The organism is Streptomyces sp. NPDC058685 (assembly GCF_042714725.1).
Classification (GTDB): Bacteria; Actinomycetota; Actinomycetes; order Streptomycetales; family Streptomycetaceae; genus Streptomyces.
Window position 1 is genome coordinate 61,876 of sequence record NZ_JBHXSL010000006.1, and the last position, 14,149, is coordinate 76,024.

At 71.1% G+C, this 14,149-nt stretch carries 10 protein-coding genes; 5 read left to right on the forward strand and 5 right to left on the reverse strand.

The window, feature by feature from the left end; genetic code table 11:
- Nucleotides 1-115 precede the first annotated feature (115 nt).
- The 3 genes from ACFWU3_RS07415 to ACFWU3_RS07425 are packed head-to-tail and all read left to right on the forward strand — an operon-like array spanning nt 116 to nt 3,441.
- A complete protein-coding gene (locus ACFWU3_RS07415; RefSeq protein WP_384432576.1) occupies nt 116-922 on the forward strand; it encodes an ABC transporter ATP-binding protein in 807 nt (268 codons plus the stop codon).
- The gene (locus tag ACFWU3_RS07420) at nt 919-2,514 is read left to right on the forward strand and encodes a transporter (RefSeq protein ID WP_384432579.1); all 1,596 of its coding nucleotides are present in this window, start codon (nt 919-921) and stop codon (nt 2,512-2,514) included. The genes ACFWU3_RS07415 and ACFWU3_RS07420 overlap by 4 nt, the downstream gene beginning before the upstream one ends.
- 48 nt (nt 2,515-2,562) lie before the next feature.
- Entirely contained in the window at nt 2,563-3,441 is an 879-nt protein-coding gene (locus ACFWU3_RS07425; protein WP_384432582.1) for a hypothetical protein, read from the forward strand.
- A 25-nt stretch (nt 3,442-3,466) separates the two neighbouring features.
- Here the strand turns inward: ACFWU3_RS07425 and ACFWU3_RS07430 are convergent, their stop codons facing one another.
- Nucleotides 3,467-5,476 carry a hypothetical protein gene (locus ACFWU3_RS07430; RefSeq protein ID WP_384432585.1) on the reverse strand — a complete coding sequence of 670 codons (2,010 nt, stop codon included), beginning with the start codon at nt 5,474-5,476 and terminating at the stop codon, nt 3,467-3,469.
- Between the two features lie 533 nt (nt 5,477-6,009).
- On the opposite strand from ACFWU3_RS07430, the gene ACFWU3_RS07435 reads away from it, so the two are divergent.
- Nucleotides 6,010-6,465 carry a subtilase-type protease inhibitor gene (locus ACFWU3_RS07435; protein ID WP_384432588.1) on the forward strand — a complete coding sequence of 152 codons (456 nt, stop codon included), beginning with the start codon at nt 6,010-6,012 and terminating at the stop codon, nt 6,463-6,465.
- Nucleotides 6,466-6,650: 185 nt separating this feature from the next.
- On the opposite strand, the gene ACFWU3_RS07440 is transcribed toward ACFWU3_RS07435, so the two are convergent.
- Both ACFWU3_RS07440 and ACFWU3_RS07445 read right to left on the reverse strand, forming a co-directional pair.
- A complete protein-coding gene (locus ACFWU3_RS07440; protein WP_313945693.1) occupies nt 6,651-7,514 on the reverse strand; it encodes an alpha/beta hydrolase in 864 nt (287 codons plus the stop codon).
- 1,002 nt (nt 7,515-8,516) lie between these two features.
- Nucleotides 8,517-9,209 (reverse strand): metal-dependent transcriptional regulator, encoded by a 693-nt coding sequence (locus ACFWU3_RS07445; RefSeq protein ID WP_327683043.1) that lies wholly within the window; start codon nt 9,207-9,209, stop codon nt 8,517-8,519.
- A gap of 251 nt (nt 9,210-9,460) precedes the next feature.
- Here ACFWU3_RS07445 and ACFWU3_RS07450 point away from each other — a divergent pair, with 251 nt between their 5' ends.
- Complete coding sequence (locus ACFWU3_RS07450) at nt 9,461-10,216, forward strand: SIS domain-containing protein (protein ID WP_383246239.1); 756 nt, start codon at nt 9,461-9,463, stop codon at nt 10,214-10,216.
- A 58-nt stretch (nt 10,217-10,274) separates the two neighbouring features.
- Here the strand turns inward: ACFWU3_RS07450 and ACFWU3_RS07455 are convergent, their stop codons facing one another.
- Nucleotides 10,275-11,666 (reverse strand): PAS domain-containing protein, encoded by a 1,392-nt coding sequence (locus tag ACFWU3_RS07455; protein ID WP_384432593.1) that lies wholly within the window; start codon nt 11,664-11,666, stop codon nt 10,275-10,277.
- A gap of 233 nt (nt 11,667-11,899) precedes the next feature.
- Complete coding sequence (locus tag ACFWU3_RS07460; RefSeq protein ID WP_384432596.1) at nt 11,900-14,119, reverse strand: NADP-dependent isocitrate dehydrogenase; 2,220 nt, start codon at nt 14,117-14,119, stop codon at nt 11,900-11,902.
- Nucleotides 14,120-14,149 lie beyond the last annotated feature (30 nt).

The window sequence follows — 14,149 nt, forward strand, 5'->3', positions numbered from 1 at the left end:
CGGGTCCCCGCCGCCGGGCTGCCGGCGGGTGCGCCCGCTGCGCGGCTGCCGCTCCCCCGCCCGCCGTACATATGGTGGACCTCGTACGTACGGGGAACACCGAAAGGCGGGGATCATGCCGGACGAACAGGTGGCGCCAGGTGCCGGCGGGGCGGCGCCCGCCGTCCGGGTCGAGGGCCTGTGGAAGCGGTTCGGTGAGCAGATCGCCGTCGCCGGCATCGACCTCACCCTCCCCGCCGGCAAATTCATCGGCCTGGTCGGGCCGAACGGCGCCGGCAAGACGACCACCCTGTCGATGGTGACCGGGCTGCTCCGCCCCGATCAGGGCCGGATCGAGGTGGCCGGCAGCGACGTCTGGCGCGATCCCGTCGATGTCAAGGCCCGGATCGGGGTACTGCCCGAGGGCCTGCGGCTGTTCGAGCGCCTCTCCGGGCGTGAACTGCTCGCCTACAGCGGGCGGTTGCGGGGCCTGCCGGGCGAAGAGGTCGACAAGCGCGCCGCCCAGCTGCTCGACGTCCTGGATCTCGCCGGCTCGCAGCACAAACTGGTCGTCGACTACTCGACCGGTATGCGCAAGAAGATCGGGCTGGCCTCCGCGCTGCTGCACAACCCCGAAGTCCTCTTCCTGGACGAGCCGTTCGAAGGCGTCGACCCGGTCTCGGCCCAGACGATCCGCGGGGTGCTCGAGCGGTACACCGCCTCGGGCGCGACGGTCGTCTTCTCCAGCCATGTGATGGAGCTCGTGGAGTCGCTGTGCGACTGGGTGGCGGTCATGGCCGCCGGTCGCATCGTCGCCCAGGGACCGCTCGCGCAGGTACGCGGTGACGCACCCTCGCTCCAGAGCGCGTTCCTGGAGCTGGTCGGGGCGAACGGCCGCGACACCGCGCAGTCGCTGGACTGGCTCGGCGGCGGTGCCCGGTGAGCACCGCCCATCTCTCCCGGATCTTCGTCCGGCTGAAGCTGGCGCTCCTGCGCAACGGCCTGCGCCAGTCCTCCACCCGGACCGCCGCCTTCGTCGCCTCCCTCGTGGTGACGCTGCTGCTCGCCGCGGGTCAACTGCTCGGACTGATCCTGCTGCGCGGCACCGACCACGCGGTGTCGCTGGTCGTCCTGCTGACGGCCGTCCTGGCGCTCGGCTGGGCTGTGATGCCGCTGTTCTTCCCGAGCGGCGACGAGACGCTCGACCCCACTCGGCTGGTGATGCTGCCACTGCGGCCGCAGCCGCTGGTCTTCGCGCTGCTGGCGGCGTCGCTGGTCGGCATCGGCCCGCTGTTCACCCTCTGCCTGGTGGTGGGGTCGGCGATCGCGCTCGCCCACGGCGCCTTCGCCGTGCTGGTCGCCGTCGTCGCCGTCCCGCTCACGCTGCTGGTGTGCGTGGCCCTGGCCCGTACGGTCGCGGCGGGCAACATCCGGCTGCTCACCTCGCGCAAGGGCCGCGACCTGGCCCTGCTGAGCGGACTGGTGATCGCCGTCGGCATCCAGATCGTCAACTTCGGCGCCCAGCGGCTGGGCGAGTCCGGCGGCCTGTCCGCGCTCGACCCCGCGGCGGGGATCGTGCGGTGGATCCCGCCCGCCTCGGCCATCGCCGCGATCGGCTCCGCGAGCGACGGCTCGTACGCGGTGGCGCTGGAACAGCTCGCCCTGTCCGCGGTGGCCCTGTTCGTCCTGCTGTGGTCCTGGCAGCGCAGTCTGACCAAGCTGATGACGGCACCGGACGGTTCGACCCTCGCGGCGGCCTCGGAGTCCACGCGCAAGGAGTCGTCGAGCGGTCTGCACCGGCTGCTGCCCGAGGGCCGTACGAGCACGGTGATGCAGCGCAGCCTGCGTTATGTGTGGCGGGACCCGAAGACCAAGGCGGCCTGGGTGACGGCGCTGGCGATCGGCCTGATCGTGCCGGTGTTCAACGCTCTCCAGGGCACCGGCTCGCTGTACTTCGCCTGTTTCGCGGCGGGGATGCTCGGCATTCAGATGTACAACCAGTTCGGGCAGGACACCTCGGCGTTCTGGATGGTGGCGCAGACGATCTCGTCCACGAAGGACGCGTACGCCGAACTCCGTGCCCGGGCCCTGGCGTTGCTGCTGGTCACCCTCCCGTACACGGTCCTGGTCACCGTCCTCACCGCCGCTCTGCTCGGCAACTGGCGGGCGCTGCCCGAGGTCATGGGCCTGTCCTTCGCGCTGCTGGGCGCCATGCTGGCGACCGGCGCCGTGTCGTCGGCCCGCTTCCCGTACTCGATCCCGCAGGACAGTGCGTACAAGAACGTGGCGCCCGGACAGGCCGGGCTGGCCTGGATCTCGATCTTCGGAGGCATGATCTCGGCGGCCGTGCTGTGTGCACCTGTGATCGCTCTGACGGTCTGGATGCACGCGGCGAACGAGGAGTCGGGTCTGTGGGTGCTGCTCCCCGCCGGGGCGGCGTACGGACTGCTGATCGGCTGGGCAGGCGTGCGCGTCGCGGCCCCGCAGACGGCGAACCGGCTGCCGGAGATCCTGGCCGCTGTCAGCAAGGGATGACCGGGGTTGACGACGGCGGCTTCGCACCCGTGACGTAGGTTGACGGCCATGTCGACGCCGCCGAATCAGCCGCCGCAGCAGGGGGGTTACGGAACCCCGAACCCCTACGGGGCGCAAAGCCCGTACGGACAGCCGCAGTTCCCGCAGCAGGCTCCGTACCCGCAGCACCCTCAGCAGGGGCACCTCCAGCCGGGCTACGGAGGGCAGCCGCCGCATCCTCAGCCGCCGTACGCCCAGCAGCCGTACCCGGGGCCGGGCGGACCCGGCGGCTGGGGCGCGCCGCCCCCGTCGAAGAAGAAGAACAACGCGGGCCTGATCGTCGGCATCACCCTCGCCGTCATCGCGGCGGTGCTGGGCCTCTCGTGGTTCGGGAACAACGTCGTCGGCGGTGGCAAGAGCTTCCCGGCCGCGGAGTACCGCCTCACCGTGCCGCCGACGCTGCTCGACGGGAAGTACAAGCTGGCCGACGACCGCTCCGCCTCGACGCAGGACCAGCTGGCCGGCACGAGTGAGAAGACCATCAAGGACGCCAAGTCGGCGGTGGCGCAGTACACCTCGGCCTCGGGCACCGGGGTGCTGGTGATCTCCGGTCTGCACGGCCGCATCGCCGACCCGGACGCGGCACGCGACAAGCTGCTCGCGGGTGCCGAGGACGCCGACGGCACCACCGTCGCCGTCCCGGCGAAGGACGTCACTCCGGCGGGGTCGGAGGTGCCGGTGAGCTGCCAGGTCCTGGTGACCGAGCAGGCGGGCGCCGGCGGCAAGGCCACGTTTCCCATGTGCGCGTGGGCGGACGACAACACCAGTGCGTCCGTCGCGCTGGTCACCCCGGAGACGGCCACCAAGTCCCCCGAGGAGATCGACCTGAAGGCCGTCGCCGAGGCGACGGTGAAGGTCCGCGAGGAGACCCGCCGGCCGATCGGCTGACGGGTCTCCGCACGGACATGGCCGGTCAGTTGGCCAGCAGGCCCTCCAGGACGTGTGTGTCCGGAAGGGGCCTGCGGGCCTGGCCCGGCGCCGGGCAGCGCGGGTCGAGCCGCAGCCTCGCGAGGTCGCGCCCCGCCACGCCCCAGGCGTGCGGTGAGTACCGCTCCCAGGCCAGCTGCGGCGGGTTGTACCAGCCGTCGCCGAGCCCGCCGAGCATGAACTGCGCCTCGGCCAGGTCGGGTCCGAGCCGGTAGACGAGACCGCCGAAGATCGACGCGAACACATGGCCGTCGTGCACGCTGAGTTCGCCGTAGCTCGGCAGCCGTCCCGTCCGGATCACGGTGCGGGTGGCCAGGTCCATGGCGAACCAGGCGCCCGCGAGCCGCTTGTAGACCCCGTAGAGCACACCGTCGGACACCGCGACGTGCTGGAGGCTCGCGTAGCCCTCGATGGGCGTGACCTCCCACAGCACTTCACGCCGCGTCAGGTCGAAGGCGGCGATCGTGGCGCTCGGCCGGGTCGGCGGGACGCTGCCACCGCCCCAGGTGTCGCCCGCGAGATAGGCGATCCTGCGGCCCCTCCTGTCGTCCAGCGCGAGGGACATCACGCTCTGGTCGGTGATCACGTCCTTGTAGACCGTGATCTTGCGCCGCCGCCGGTCGAGCGAGGTCAGCGCACCCTTGAGCAGACCGACACCCGGCGCGGACGCCACCAGCAGCAGATCCTGGTCGCGCACATGCGCCATGTCCGTCGGACGCTGCTGGTCGTGGTCGATGAAGCCGAGCGACCTGACCCGTCCGCGGTCCGGGTCGAGCTCCAGCAGCTCGGTGCTCGGGTACATCGCCGCGTACAGCCTGCTGCCCACGACCTGGAGCTGTTTGGGCTCCCCCGCGACGCTGGTGCGCCGGGAGGTGCGGGTGCCCCGCGTGGTGGTGCGGTGGGTGGTGATGGAGAAGTGCCCGCCGACATGCACGACGCCACGCGATTCGTACGCCATCGACTGCACGGGGTCGGGCCCGGACAGACCGGCGTCGATCAGTTCCACTATCTCCGACTGCTTGCTGTCCAGGTTCAGCCACCAGAGCCGGCCGCTGCCCGCCGCGCCGAGCAGTGTCGTGGCGTCGAGCGGGACCAGGGCGCGGTGTTCGTCGCCGGGCGTCGGGGCGGCGACGGGAACGAGGGTGTCGCCGTCCCGCCGGTAGACGGTGCCGGTCGGGCGGCCGACGCAGTACAGCGTGCCGTCCGCCGTCATGGTCATCGCGTCGAGCAGCCGCTCGGCGGCGGGTGTGGCGATCACCTTCGCGTCGCTGCCGTCGGGGGCCATGTCGACGAGGTACTTGGTGAGCGCCGCGATCACCCGTCCGTCGCGGGCGATGATGGCGGCCGCGCCGCCGTAGGGGGTGGGGGTGATGTTCGTCTTGGCGCCCGTGGTGCGGTCGTAGGCGACGACGTAACCGGACGGCAGCGTTCCCGCGTATACGAAACGGTCGTCGGCCGCGATCGCGCGGACGTACTGCTGGCCGGCGAAGGCCACGCCGAGGTTACGCAGCGTGCCGGTGGCGGGCTTGTACTCCCACACCTCGCCGCGGGGCGAAGTCCCCGCGTAGACCGTGCCGTCGGGCGCGGTCGTCAGACACCAGACGAATCCGCCGGACGGGCCGATCGTGCCGATGAGCGCGACCTGGCCGGTCGCGGGGTCGAAGCGGTAGATGTCCGGGAACGGATACGTCCCCGCGTAGACGTGCCCGCCCGAGACCGTCGTCGCCCAGCCGCCCTCACCGCGGTTGAGCCGCACGGCCCTGGTGAGCGTCTTGGACGGAAGGTCGATCTCGCCGAGCACCGGAGGGTTCTGACCGCGGGCGACGACATACGCCTTGTCGCCGAGAACGGTCATGCCGACGATCGCCGCGGTCAGCGACGCGACGCCGTACATCGCGATCGTGGGGCCCGAGCAGGGATCGCTCGTGCCGGATGCGCCTGCTCTGTCTGCCGCCTCGGCACTCGCCTCGGCGGGGAAAGGGAACTGTCCCGCCACGGATGCCAGGGTGAACCCGGCTCCGGCCTGCAGTAACCGCCTGCGTTCCATGCGTCCTCCCCAGAGAATCGGACCACCGGGACACCATGCCTGGCGGGGCTCCACAGCGGAAGCTGCCGAACGAGCCTCGCGTTTGCGGGCGTCGGATGATCAACGCGGCACGGTGGCACAGGTTACGAATGATCCCGTTTTCTGATGTATTCGAGGGAAAGACCCGCCTATGAACACATTTTCGGGAAGGTCAACGGTCTTTAGAAGGCAACACTTTCCAGTCAAAGCCTGCTGTCCGAAGAAACGTACCGCCAGGCCATAACCGCAGGTCAGACGGTAGTTTTCCGTTGGACCATCACAGATCATCCACATGATGGACGGTGTTATGCGAGGACGCGGACCCGGTGCGAGCTGCCCGAACGGTCATTCGGTCACGTCGGTTCGCACGTATGCGGCCGGAAAGAACCGCCGCATGTGCGTTCACTGTGCGCATGCGCAAGACTCCCGACCGCAATCAACCCCCGAATGCAGGAGATTCACCGATGCGTTACATCCGCAACACGATCGCCACAACTGCCGCCCTGCTGCTGAGCGGTGCCGCCCTCTCCACCGCGCACGCCGCGCCCGCCGGGCCGGACGCGCAGCCGGCCGGCTCCAACAGCCTCTACGCCCCCTCTGCGCTGGTGCTGAGCATCGGCAAGGGCGAGCAGGCGGCGACCGCGACCGTCGAGCGTGCGGTCACCCTCACGTGCACCCCGCGTGCCGACGGCACCCACCCGGCGCCGACCGCCGCGTGCCGTGAACTGCGTGCCGTGGACGGCGAGTTCTCGGCGCTGAAGTCTTCGCCTTCGCACACGATGTGTACGCGCCAGTGGGACCCGGTCGTGGTCACGGCTACCGGCGTGTGGCAGGGACAGCACGTGTCGTGGTCGGAGACGTACGGCAACCGCTGCGAGATGGAGGGCAGCCTCGCCGAGGGTGCGGTCTTCTCCTTCTGACGCACCGCTTCTGACGCACCGCCTGATCCCGCCGAGCGGTGGGACGTTCGCACAGGCGCGCCGGCCAGGAGCCGCGGCCGGCGCCACGTCAGGATCACCCCGCACGGATCACGACATACGGATCACACCGAACGGATCACGACGCGCAGGTCATTGATCAGGGCGTACGGATCAGGGCGTACGGATCAGGGCGTACGGACGCCGTCCAGGAACGGCTCGATCGCCGAGCGCCAGCCCTCCGGCTGGTCGTAGTGCACCAGATGGCCCGCGTCGACCACCTCCGCGTACTCCCCGCGCGGCAGCACCCTGACCATCTCCTGGGACTCGGCGCGGCCCAGTTCACCGTCGAGTCCGCGCACCACCAGGGTGGGGCACTGGACCTGGGCCAGTTCCTCCCAGTGCGCGTCGTGGACCCAGGTCTCCCGGGCCTTGAGCATCTGCCGGCGGGAGAACACCGGCCGCCAGCCGTCCGCCCGTTCCGCCATGACCTCGGCGAAGAACTCCCCGCGCGACGGGGTCGGACGCTCGACCCACGGATCGTCCTCGCCGAACCATCTGCGGACGTCCGCGAGCGTCGCGAACGGCACGGGCCAGGCCCGGAACCAGTCGTCCCACTCCCGCTGCGAGGCCGCCCCGAGCGCTGACGCCCGCATGTCGCAGATGATCAGCGCCTGGACCAGGTCGGGGCGCTTGGCGGCGAGCTGCCAGGCGGTGAGTGCACCCATCGAGTGACCGATCAGGGTCACGGGGGCAAGGTTCAGCTGTTCGACCGCGGCCTCCGCGTCGGCGACGTACGCCTCGCGGGTGAACGGGCCCTCGGGCGGCTTGTCGCTGCGTCCGTGGCCCCGTTGGTCGAGAGCGACCGCGCGGTGCCGGTCGGAGAGCCAACGGGCCGTGGACGCCCAGTGGGACGCGCGGCCCATCAGGCCGTGCAGCAGTAAGACCCCCGGCGCGGGCTCCGGTTCACCGCTCCCCTTGGGCGGGTCCGCGAACTCCCAGGCAGCCAGGCGTACGCCATCGGCTCCGGTCACATCGATGCGCCGCACCATGTGCCTGGCACCCCCTTCTCTCCCCCGGTCGTCCAGATCGGTCGAAGTTCCGCCAGCCTATCGAACTCCTATTCGAAAACATGGTTCCTGCGCGCAACACCCCTCGTTCGAGTGACCACGCTCAAGGATTGACTTCCGTCGCCGAGGGGAGATCTTCAGCGGGAGGCGGGCCGCTCGGGGAAGACGGTCCGAGGGGACTGACCCTGGGAGCTCGGGGCTCCGGGTCGGGACAGGGGAGGACAGGCCCCGGCGCTCACGGGCGCCGGGGCCCCTCTGTGGCTCCGGAGCGCATGGACTGCGCCGTTGTGCGCGCGGGACGTACGAGGGGCGCATCACCCTGACCTCCCCCTGCCTCCGCCGGCGGGATCCCCACCCCGACCGTGGGTCATATGCGTCTGCCCCAGCGTGGCACGCGATTCGCCCGGGCGCTGCCATTCCGGGCGGAAAACGTCTCCACGAGGCGGTGAACGGGCCGCGATCGCGCCGCCGGACGCGCCCCTGCCCGCCCCCGTGTGAGGGCTGACGACGGCCACCGGCGCTTCGGCGCCTGCGGGTTGGGCCTGCGGCCGTGCCGCAGGGTGCGGGCATGCGATGCGCCGCGCCGGGCCGGCGGCAGGCATGCTGCCGTGCCGCCGTTGCCGGTTGCCCTGCGGAGGTTGTGACCCACCACGCCTGACGGGCGGTCACACCGCTGGCGCCGGGCCCACGCCTGCGGCCGGCGGATGGCCTACCGAGCCGCCCCGCGCGGCCTGTTGTGCCCGCCGCACCGGCCACTCGGCGCGACGGCGCGATGTCCCGGGCAGCCTTCCGCAACCAGCCGCCTCCGACGGAGGCTGACGCAGACCGTCCGCGTCCGCCCATGCCGGTGTCGGCCGGGTGGCCCTGCTGGGCCTTCCCGTGCCGCCCGGTGTGACCGGCCCTGCCGGGCCACGTGCCCCGGTCGGGCCGTGGTGGCGGCCGTACCGGCTACCCGCCCCGGTCGGCCTGTTCTCCGCGCCCTGCCTACTGCTTGGCCACGAACACGTGCGATGCCACGTCCGCCTGGAGTTCCGCCGCCTCGCCGCTGCTGCCGACCAGGACTCCGCCCGCCGACTCCGTCACACTCACCACCGAGCCGGGCTGCACGCCCGCCCGTCGCAGCGTGTACATCAGCTGGGCGTCCGTCTGGATCGGCTCGCCGATCCGGCGTACGACCACGGTCTTGCCGTCCGTGCCCGGGTCGAGGTCCGCGAGCGAGACCATGCCCTCGTCGAGGAACGGGTCCGCCTCGGCCTTCTCGCCCAGCTCCTCCAGGCCCGGGATCGGGTTGCCGTACGGCGACTCCGTCGGGTGGCGCAGCAGTTCGAGCACGCGTCGCTCGACCGCCTCGCTCATCACGTGCTCCCAGCGACAGGCCTCGGCGTGGACCTGCTCCCACTCCAGCCCGATGACGTCGACGAGCAGACACTCCGCGAGCCGGTGCTTGCGCATCACGCGCGTCGCCAGCCGCCTGCCCTCCTCGGTCAGCTCCAGGTGACGGTCGCCGGCGACCGTCACCAGTCCGTCCCGCTCCATGCGGGCCACGGTCTGACTGACCGTGGGTCCGCTCTGGTCGAGCCGTTCGGCGATACGGGCGCGCATGGGCACCACACCTTCCTCTTCCAGCTCGAGGATGGTGCGGAGATACATCTCCGTCGTGTCGATCAGTCCGGACATACGTGCCCCTCGATAAATCGTGATGCGCTGCGGCCCCGGGTCAATTCTTACGCATCCCACCGACAACCGTGCCGTGCCGGGAGAAGCCGCGGGCGGAGCCTGTGGAAAAACTCCGTGAAACCTGTCGGCAGGCCGGTACGGGAGGCCGTATTGACACAGCAATGGTCCAGACCGCAACGTGATCCGCGACGCGGGTATTCCCGCGCCTGTTCCCCACTCCCGGAACCTCCACCCCCGGAAAGGGCTCGGCGATGAGCGAGAGCAAGCTGGCCGGTCAGTTCTTCGACGCCGCGATCGGTCTGCTGCAGCGTGTACGGGACGAGGAGGCGGAGAACATCGCGGCCTCGGGCGAGGCGATCGCCGACGCCATCGCCGCCGGGGGCCGGCTGTTCGCCTTCGGGGCCGGGCACTCGTCGCTGGCCGCGCAGGACGTCGTCTACCGCGCCGGCGGATTCGCCCTGATGAACCTGCTGGCCGTCCCCGGTGTCGTCGGTGTCGACGTGATGCCGGCGACGCTCGGCTCCGCCCTGGAGCGCGTGGACGGTCTCGCGGGCGCCGTGCTCGACTCCAGCCCCGCCAGGTCGGGCGACGTCCTCGTGATCATCTCCCTGTCCGGCCGCAACGCGCTGCCCGTCGAGATGGCGATGAACGCGCGCGCCCTCGGGCTCACCGTCATCGGCGTGACCTCGGTCGCCTACGCGGAGGAGACCCGGTCGCGGCACTCCTCGGACACCTTCCTCAAGGACCACTGCGACATCGTGCTCGACTCCAAGATCGCGGTCGGCGACGCCGAGCTCACCCACGAGGGCATCGAGGCGCCCTTCGCCCCGGCGTCGACCGTGGTCACCAGCGCACTGATGCAGGCGACGATGGCGGCTGCCGCGGAGCGGCTGGTGGAGAAGGGGATCGAACCGCCGCTGCTGCGCTCGGGGAACGTGGACGGCGGCCATGAATGGAACGGCCGGGTGATGACGGAGTACGGCGACCGGATCTTCTTCCGGCACTAGGACGAGTCCGCTCGGCCTTCGTCCGGATCGGGCCCGACCGGTGAGGCGGGCCCCTGCCTCAGTGCTCCGGCCTGTCTCCGTCCGTCGTCGAGGCCAGGTCGAGTGCGGCTGCCGTCAGGACCGACATGCTCTCCGCATAGACCGCGTCCGGGCGTTCGAAGGCCGGGCGGCTGGGGCCGCGCAGGAACGTCACCACGCCCAGCGTGCGGCCCCGGCTGCGCAGGACCGAGCACAGGGCGTGGACCATGTCGCGCGGCCACTGGCGGTCAGTCGACCAGTTCGCCGACGCGGAGGCCGGGGCACTCGCGCGGACCGAGCCGTTGCGGTCGGCCGCCTGGAGCGCCGGGTGGCCGTGCGGATAGCGGACCGGGATGCCGCCGCCCGCCACCGGGACGCAGGGCCCGGGCGCGCCCGACGGTGTGGAGGCCGTACGGACCAGACGGCGGCCGTCCGGCTCCATCAGGTCGATCAGCGCGTGGTCGGCGAACCCGGCGAGCGCGAAGTCCAGATACGCCGTCGCCGCCTCCATCGGGTCCTCGCACTCCGCGGCGGCCCGGCCCGCGCGATGCAGCTGGCTGGAGCGGAAGCGGAGGCGGTCCGCGTCCTGTTCCGCCAGCTTCGCCTCCGTCACGTCCTGGAACAGCCAGCCCACGCCCAGCGGCACCGGCTCCTCGGCGAGCGGGGAGGCCAGCCGCAGGAAGCCGCTGCGCCAGCACCGGCGGCGTTCGGTCTCGCCGGCGGGCAGGGTCACCCACACCTCGCTGAGTCCGCGGGCCGCGCCCTCCGCCAGCACATGGTGGAGCGCGCCCTCCAGCTGCTCCACGCCCTGGACGACCAGTTCGCCCAGCGGCCGGCCGAGCGGTGATGTCCGCCCCGCGCCGAGGGCACGTGCCGCATAGCCGTTGACGACGGTCGGCCGCAGATCCACGTCCACCAGGACGACACCCCAGGACGCGTCCTCGAACAGCGCCTCGCTCAGCGCGATCGAACGCTCCAGGTCGATCTGCGCGTGGACCTCGCTGAACGCGCAGTACACCCCGGCCGGCGCGCCGTCGGCGCCGAGCACCCGCGCCGACTGGGTCCGTACGAGCACCCGGCCGCCGTCCTTGCGCAGCAGGGCGAACTCGTGGACCTGCCGGCCCGGCGCGTCCATCGCGGCCATGAGCCGGCCCTGGACCTCTCCGGCGTCGGCCGTCCGCACCGCCCAGCCGGCGAAGCCGCGCCTGCCGACGGCCTCCTCCGCCGACCAGCCGAGGATCCGTTCCGCCTCGCGGTTCCAGTGCGTGATGGTGGCGTCCGCGTCGAAGGCGCAGAGCGCGGCGTCCATCCCGTCCAGGAGTGCGGCGAGCAGTTCCGAACCGGGCACCGCGGCAGGCTCGGGCCCCGTACCGGCACGCTCCGGCTCGTCGGGCCCGAGCGCGTTGGCGGCCTCACTCTTCGAAGCACTCATCCTGTACCCCCTGCAGGACGCGTCCGCGCGAGCTGATGCACGTCGGATCATTCAACTCGAACGTGACTCACGACACACGCTGTTCCGGCAAATCGTTGCCTGCCGGAAATGCGGACGTCGGGAGCCGGCCGGACGGCCGACACCGGGGCGGAGAAGCGGACGGCAGGCGGCGGACGACGAAACCGCCCCGGCCGGGCGGATGCCGGCCGGGGCGGAACGGTGTCGCGGAGGTGTCAGCCCAGGGTCGCGAGCGCCTGGTTCAGCGTCGCGGACGCCCGCATGACGGCCGCGGCCTTCGCCGGGTCGGGCTGGTAGTAGCCGCCGATGTCGGCCGGCTTGCCCTGCACCGCGATGAGCTCGTCGACGATGGTCTGCTCCTGCGCGGCCAGCGTCTCGGCGAGCGAGGTGAAGGCCTCGGCGAGCTTGACGTCGTCGCTCTGGCCGGCCAGCTCCTGCGCCCAGTACAGCGCCAGGTAGAAGTGGCTGCCGCGGTTGTCGATCCCACCGAGCTTGCGGCTCGGCGACTTGTCCTGCTCCAGGAACGTCGCCGTGGCGCGGTCCAGGGTGTCCGCCAGGATCTGGGCGCGCGCGTTGTCGGTGGTCTGCGCAAGGTGCTCGAAGCTGACCGCGAGCGCGAGGAACTCGCCCAGGCTGTCCCAGCGCAGGTAGTTCTCCTTGACCAGCTGCTGGACGTGCTTGGGCGCGGAGCCGCCCGCGCCGGTCTCGAAGAGGCCGCCGCCGTTCATCAGTGGGACGACGGAGAGCATCTTCGCGCTGGTGCCGAGCTCCAGGATCGGGAAGAGGTCCGTCAGGTAGTCGCGCAGGACGTTGCCGGTGACGGAGATGGTGTTCTCGCCGCGGCGGATCCGGTCGAGGGAGAAGGCGATCGCGTCGACGGGCGACTTGATCTCGATCTGCAGGCCCTCGGTGTCGTGCTCGGGGAGGTACTGCTCGACCTTGGCGATGAGGTTGGCGTCGTGCGCGCGGCCCGCGTCCAGCCAGAACACGGCCGGGTCGCCGGTCGCCCGGGCGCGGGTGACGGCGAGCTTGACCCAGTCCCGGATCGGCGCGTCCTTGGTCTGGCACATCCGGAAGATGTCGCCGGCGCTCACCGCCTGCTCCAGCACGGCGTTGCCGCTGCCGTCGACGACCCGCACGGTGCCCGTGGTGGCGATCTCGAAGGTCTTGTCGTGGCTGCCGTACTCCTCGGCCTTCTGAGCCATGAGGCCGACGTTCGGCACCGAGCCCATCGTGGACGGGTCGTACGCGCCGTTCGCGCGGCAGTCGTCGATGACGACCTGGTAGATGCCGGCGTAGCTGCTGTCGGGGATGACCGCGAGGGTGTCGGCCTCCTGGCCGTCCGGACCCCACATGTGGCCCGAGGTGCGGATCATCGCCGGCATGGAGGCGTCGACGATGACGTCGCTCGGGACGTGCAGGTTGGTGATGCCGCGGTCGGAGTCGACCATCGCGAGCTCGGGGCCCTCGGCGATCTCCGCCTCGAAGGACTCCTTGATCTTCGCGCCGTCGGGCAGCGACTCCAGGCCCTTGAGGATGCCGCCGAGCCCGTCGTTGGGGCTCAGGCCGGCCGCGGCGAGCGCGGCGCCGTGCTCGGCGAACGTCTTCGGGAAGAAGGCGCGCACGACGTGGCCGAAGACGATCGGGTCGGAGACCTTCATCATCGTGGCCTTGAGGTGCACGGAGAACAGCACACCCTCGGCCTTGGCACGGGCGATCTGCGCGGTGAGGAACTCACGCAGCGCACCGACGCGCAGCACGGAGGCGTCCACGACCTCGCCGGCGAGCACGGGTACCGACTCGCGCAGCACGGTGGTGCTGCCGTCGTCGCCCGACAGCTCGATGCGCAGCGACCCGTCCGCGGGAACGACGGCGGACTTCTCGGTCGAGCGGAAGTCGTCGGCCGTCATGTGCGCGACGTTCGTCTTCGACTCGGGGGTCCACGCGCCCATGCGGTGCGGGTGCGCCTTGGCGTAGTTCTTGACCGACGCGGGGGCGCGGCGGTCGGAGTTGCCCTCGCGCAGGACCGGGTTCACGGCGCTGCCCTTGACCTTGTCGTACCGGGCGCGGATGTCCTTCTCCGCGTCGGTCTTCGGGTCGTCCGGGTAGTCCGGAAGCGCGTAGCCCTGCTCCTGGAGCTCGGCGACGGCCGCCTTCAGCTGCGGGATCGAGGCCGAGATGTTCGGCAGCTTGATGATGTTGGCCCCGGGGGTCTTCGCCAGTTCGCCGAGCTCGGCGAGCGCGTCGTCGATGCGCTGGCCCTCCTCGAGGAACTCCGGGAAACCGGCGATGATGCGCCCGGCCAGGGAGATGTCACGGCTCTCCACAGTGACCCCGGCCGTCGAGGCATAGGCCTCGATCACCGGCAGGAACGAGTACGTCGCCAGCGCCGGCGCCTCGTCGGTGTGCGTATAGATGATGGTCGAGTCAGTCACCGGGTGCTCCGCTCCACGTCTGCAACATTG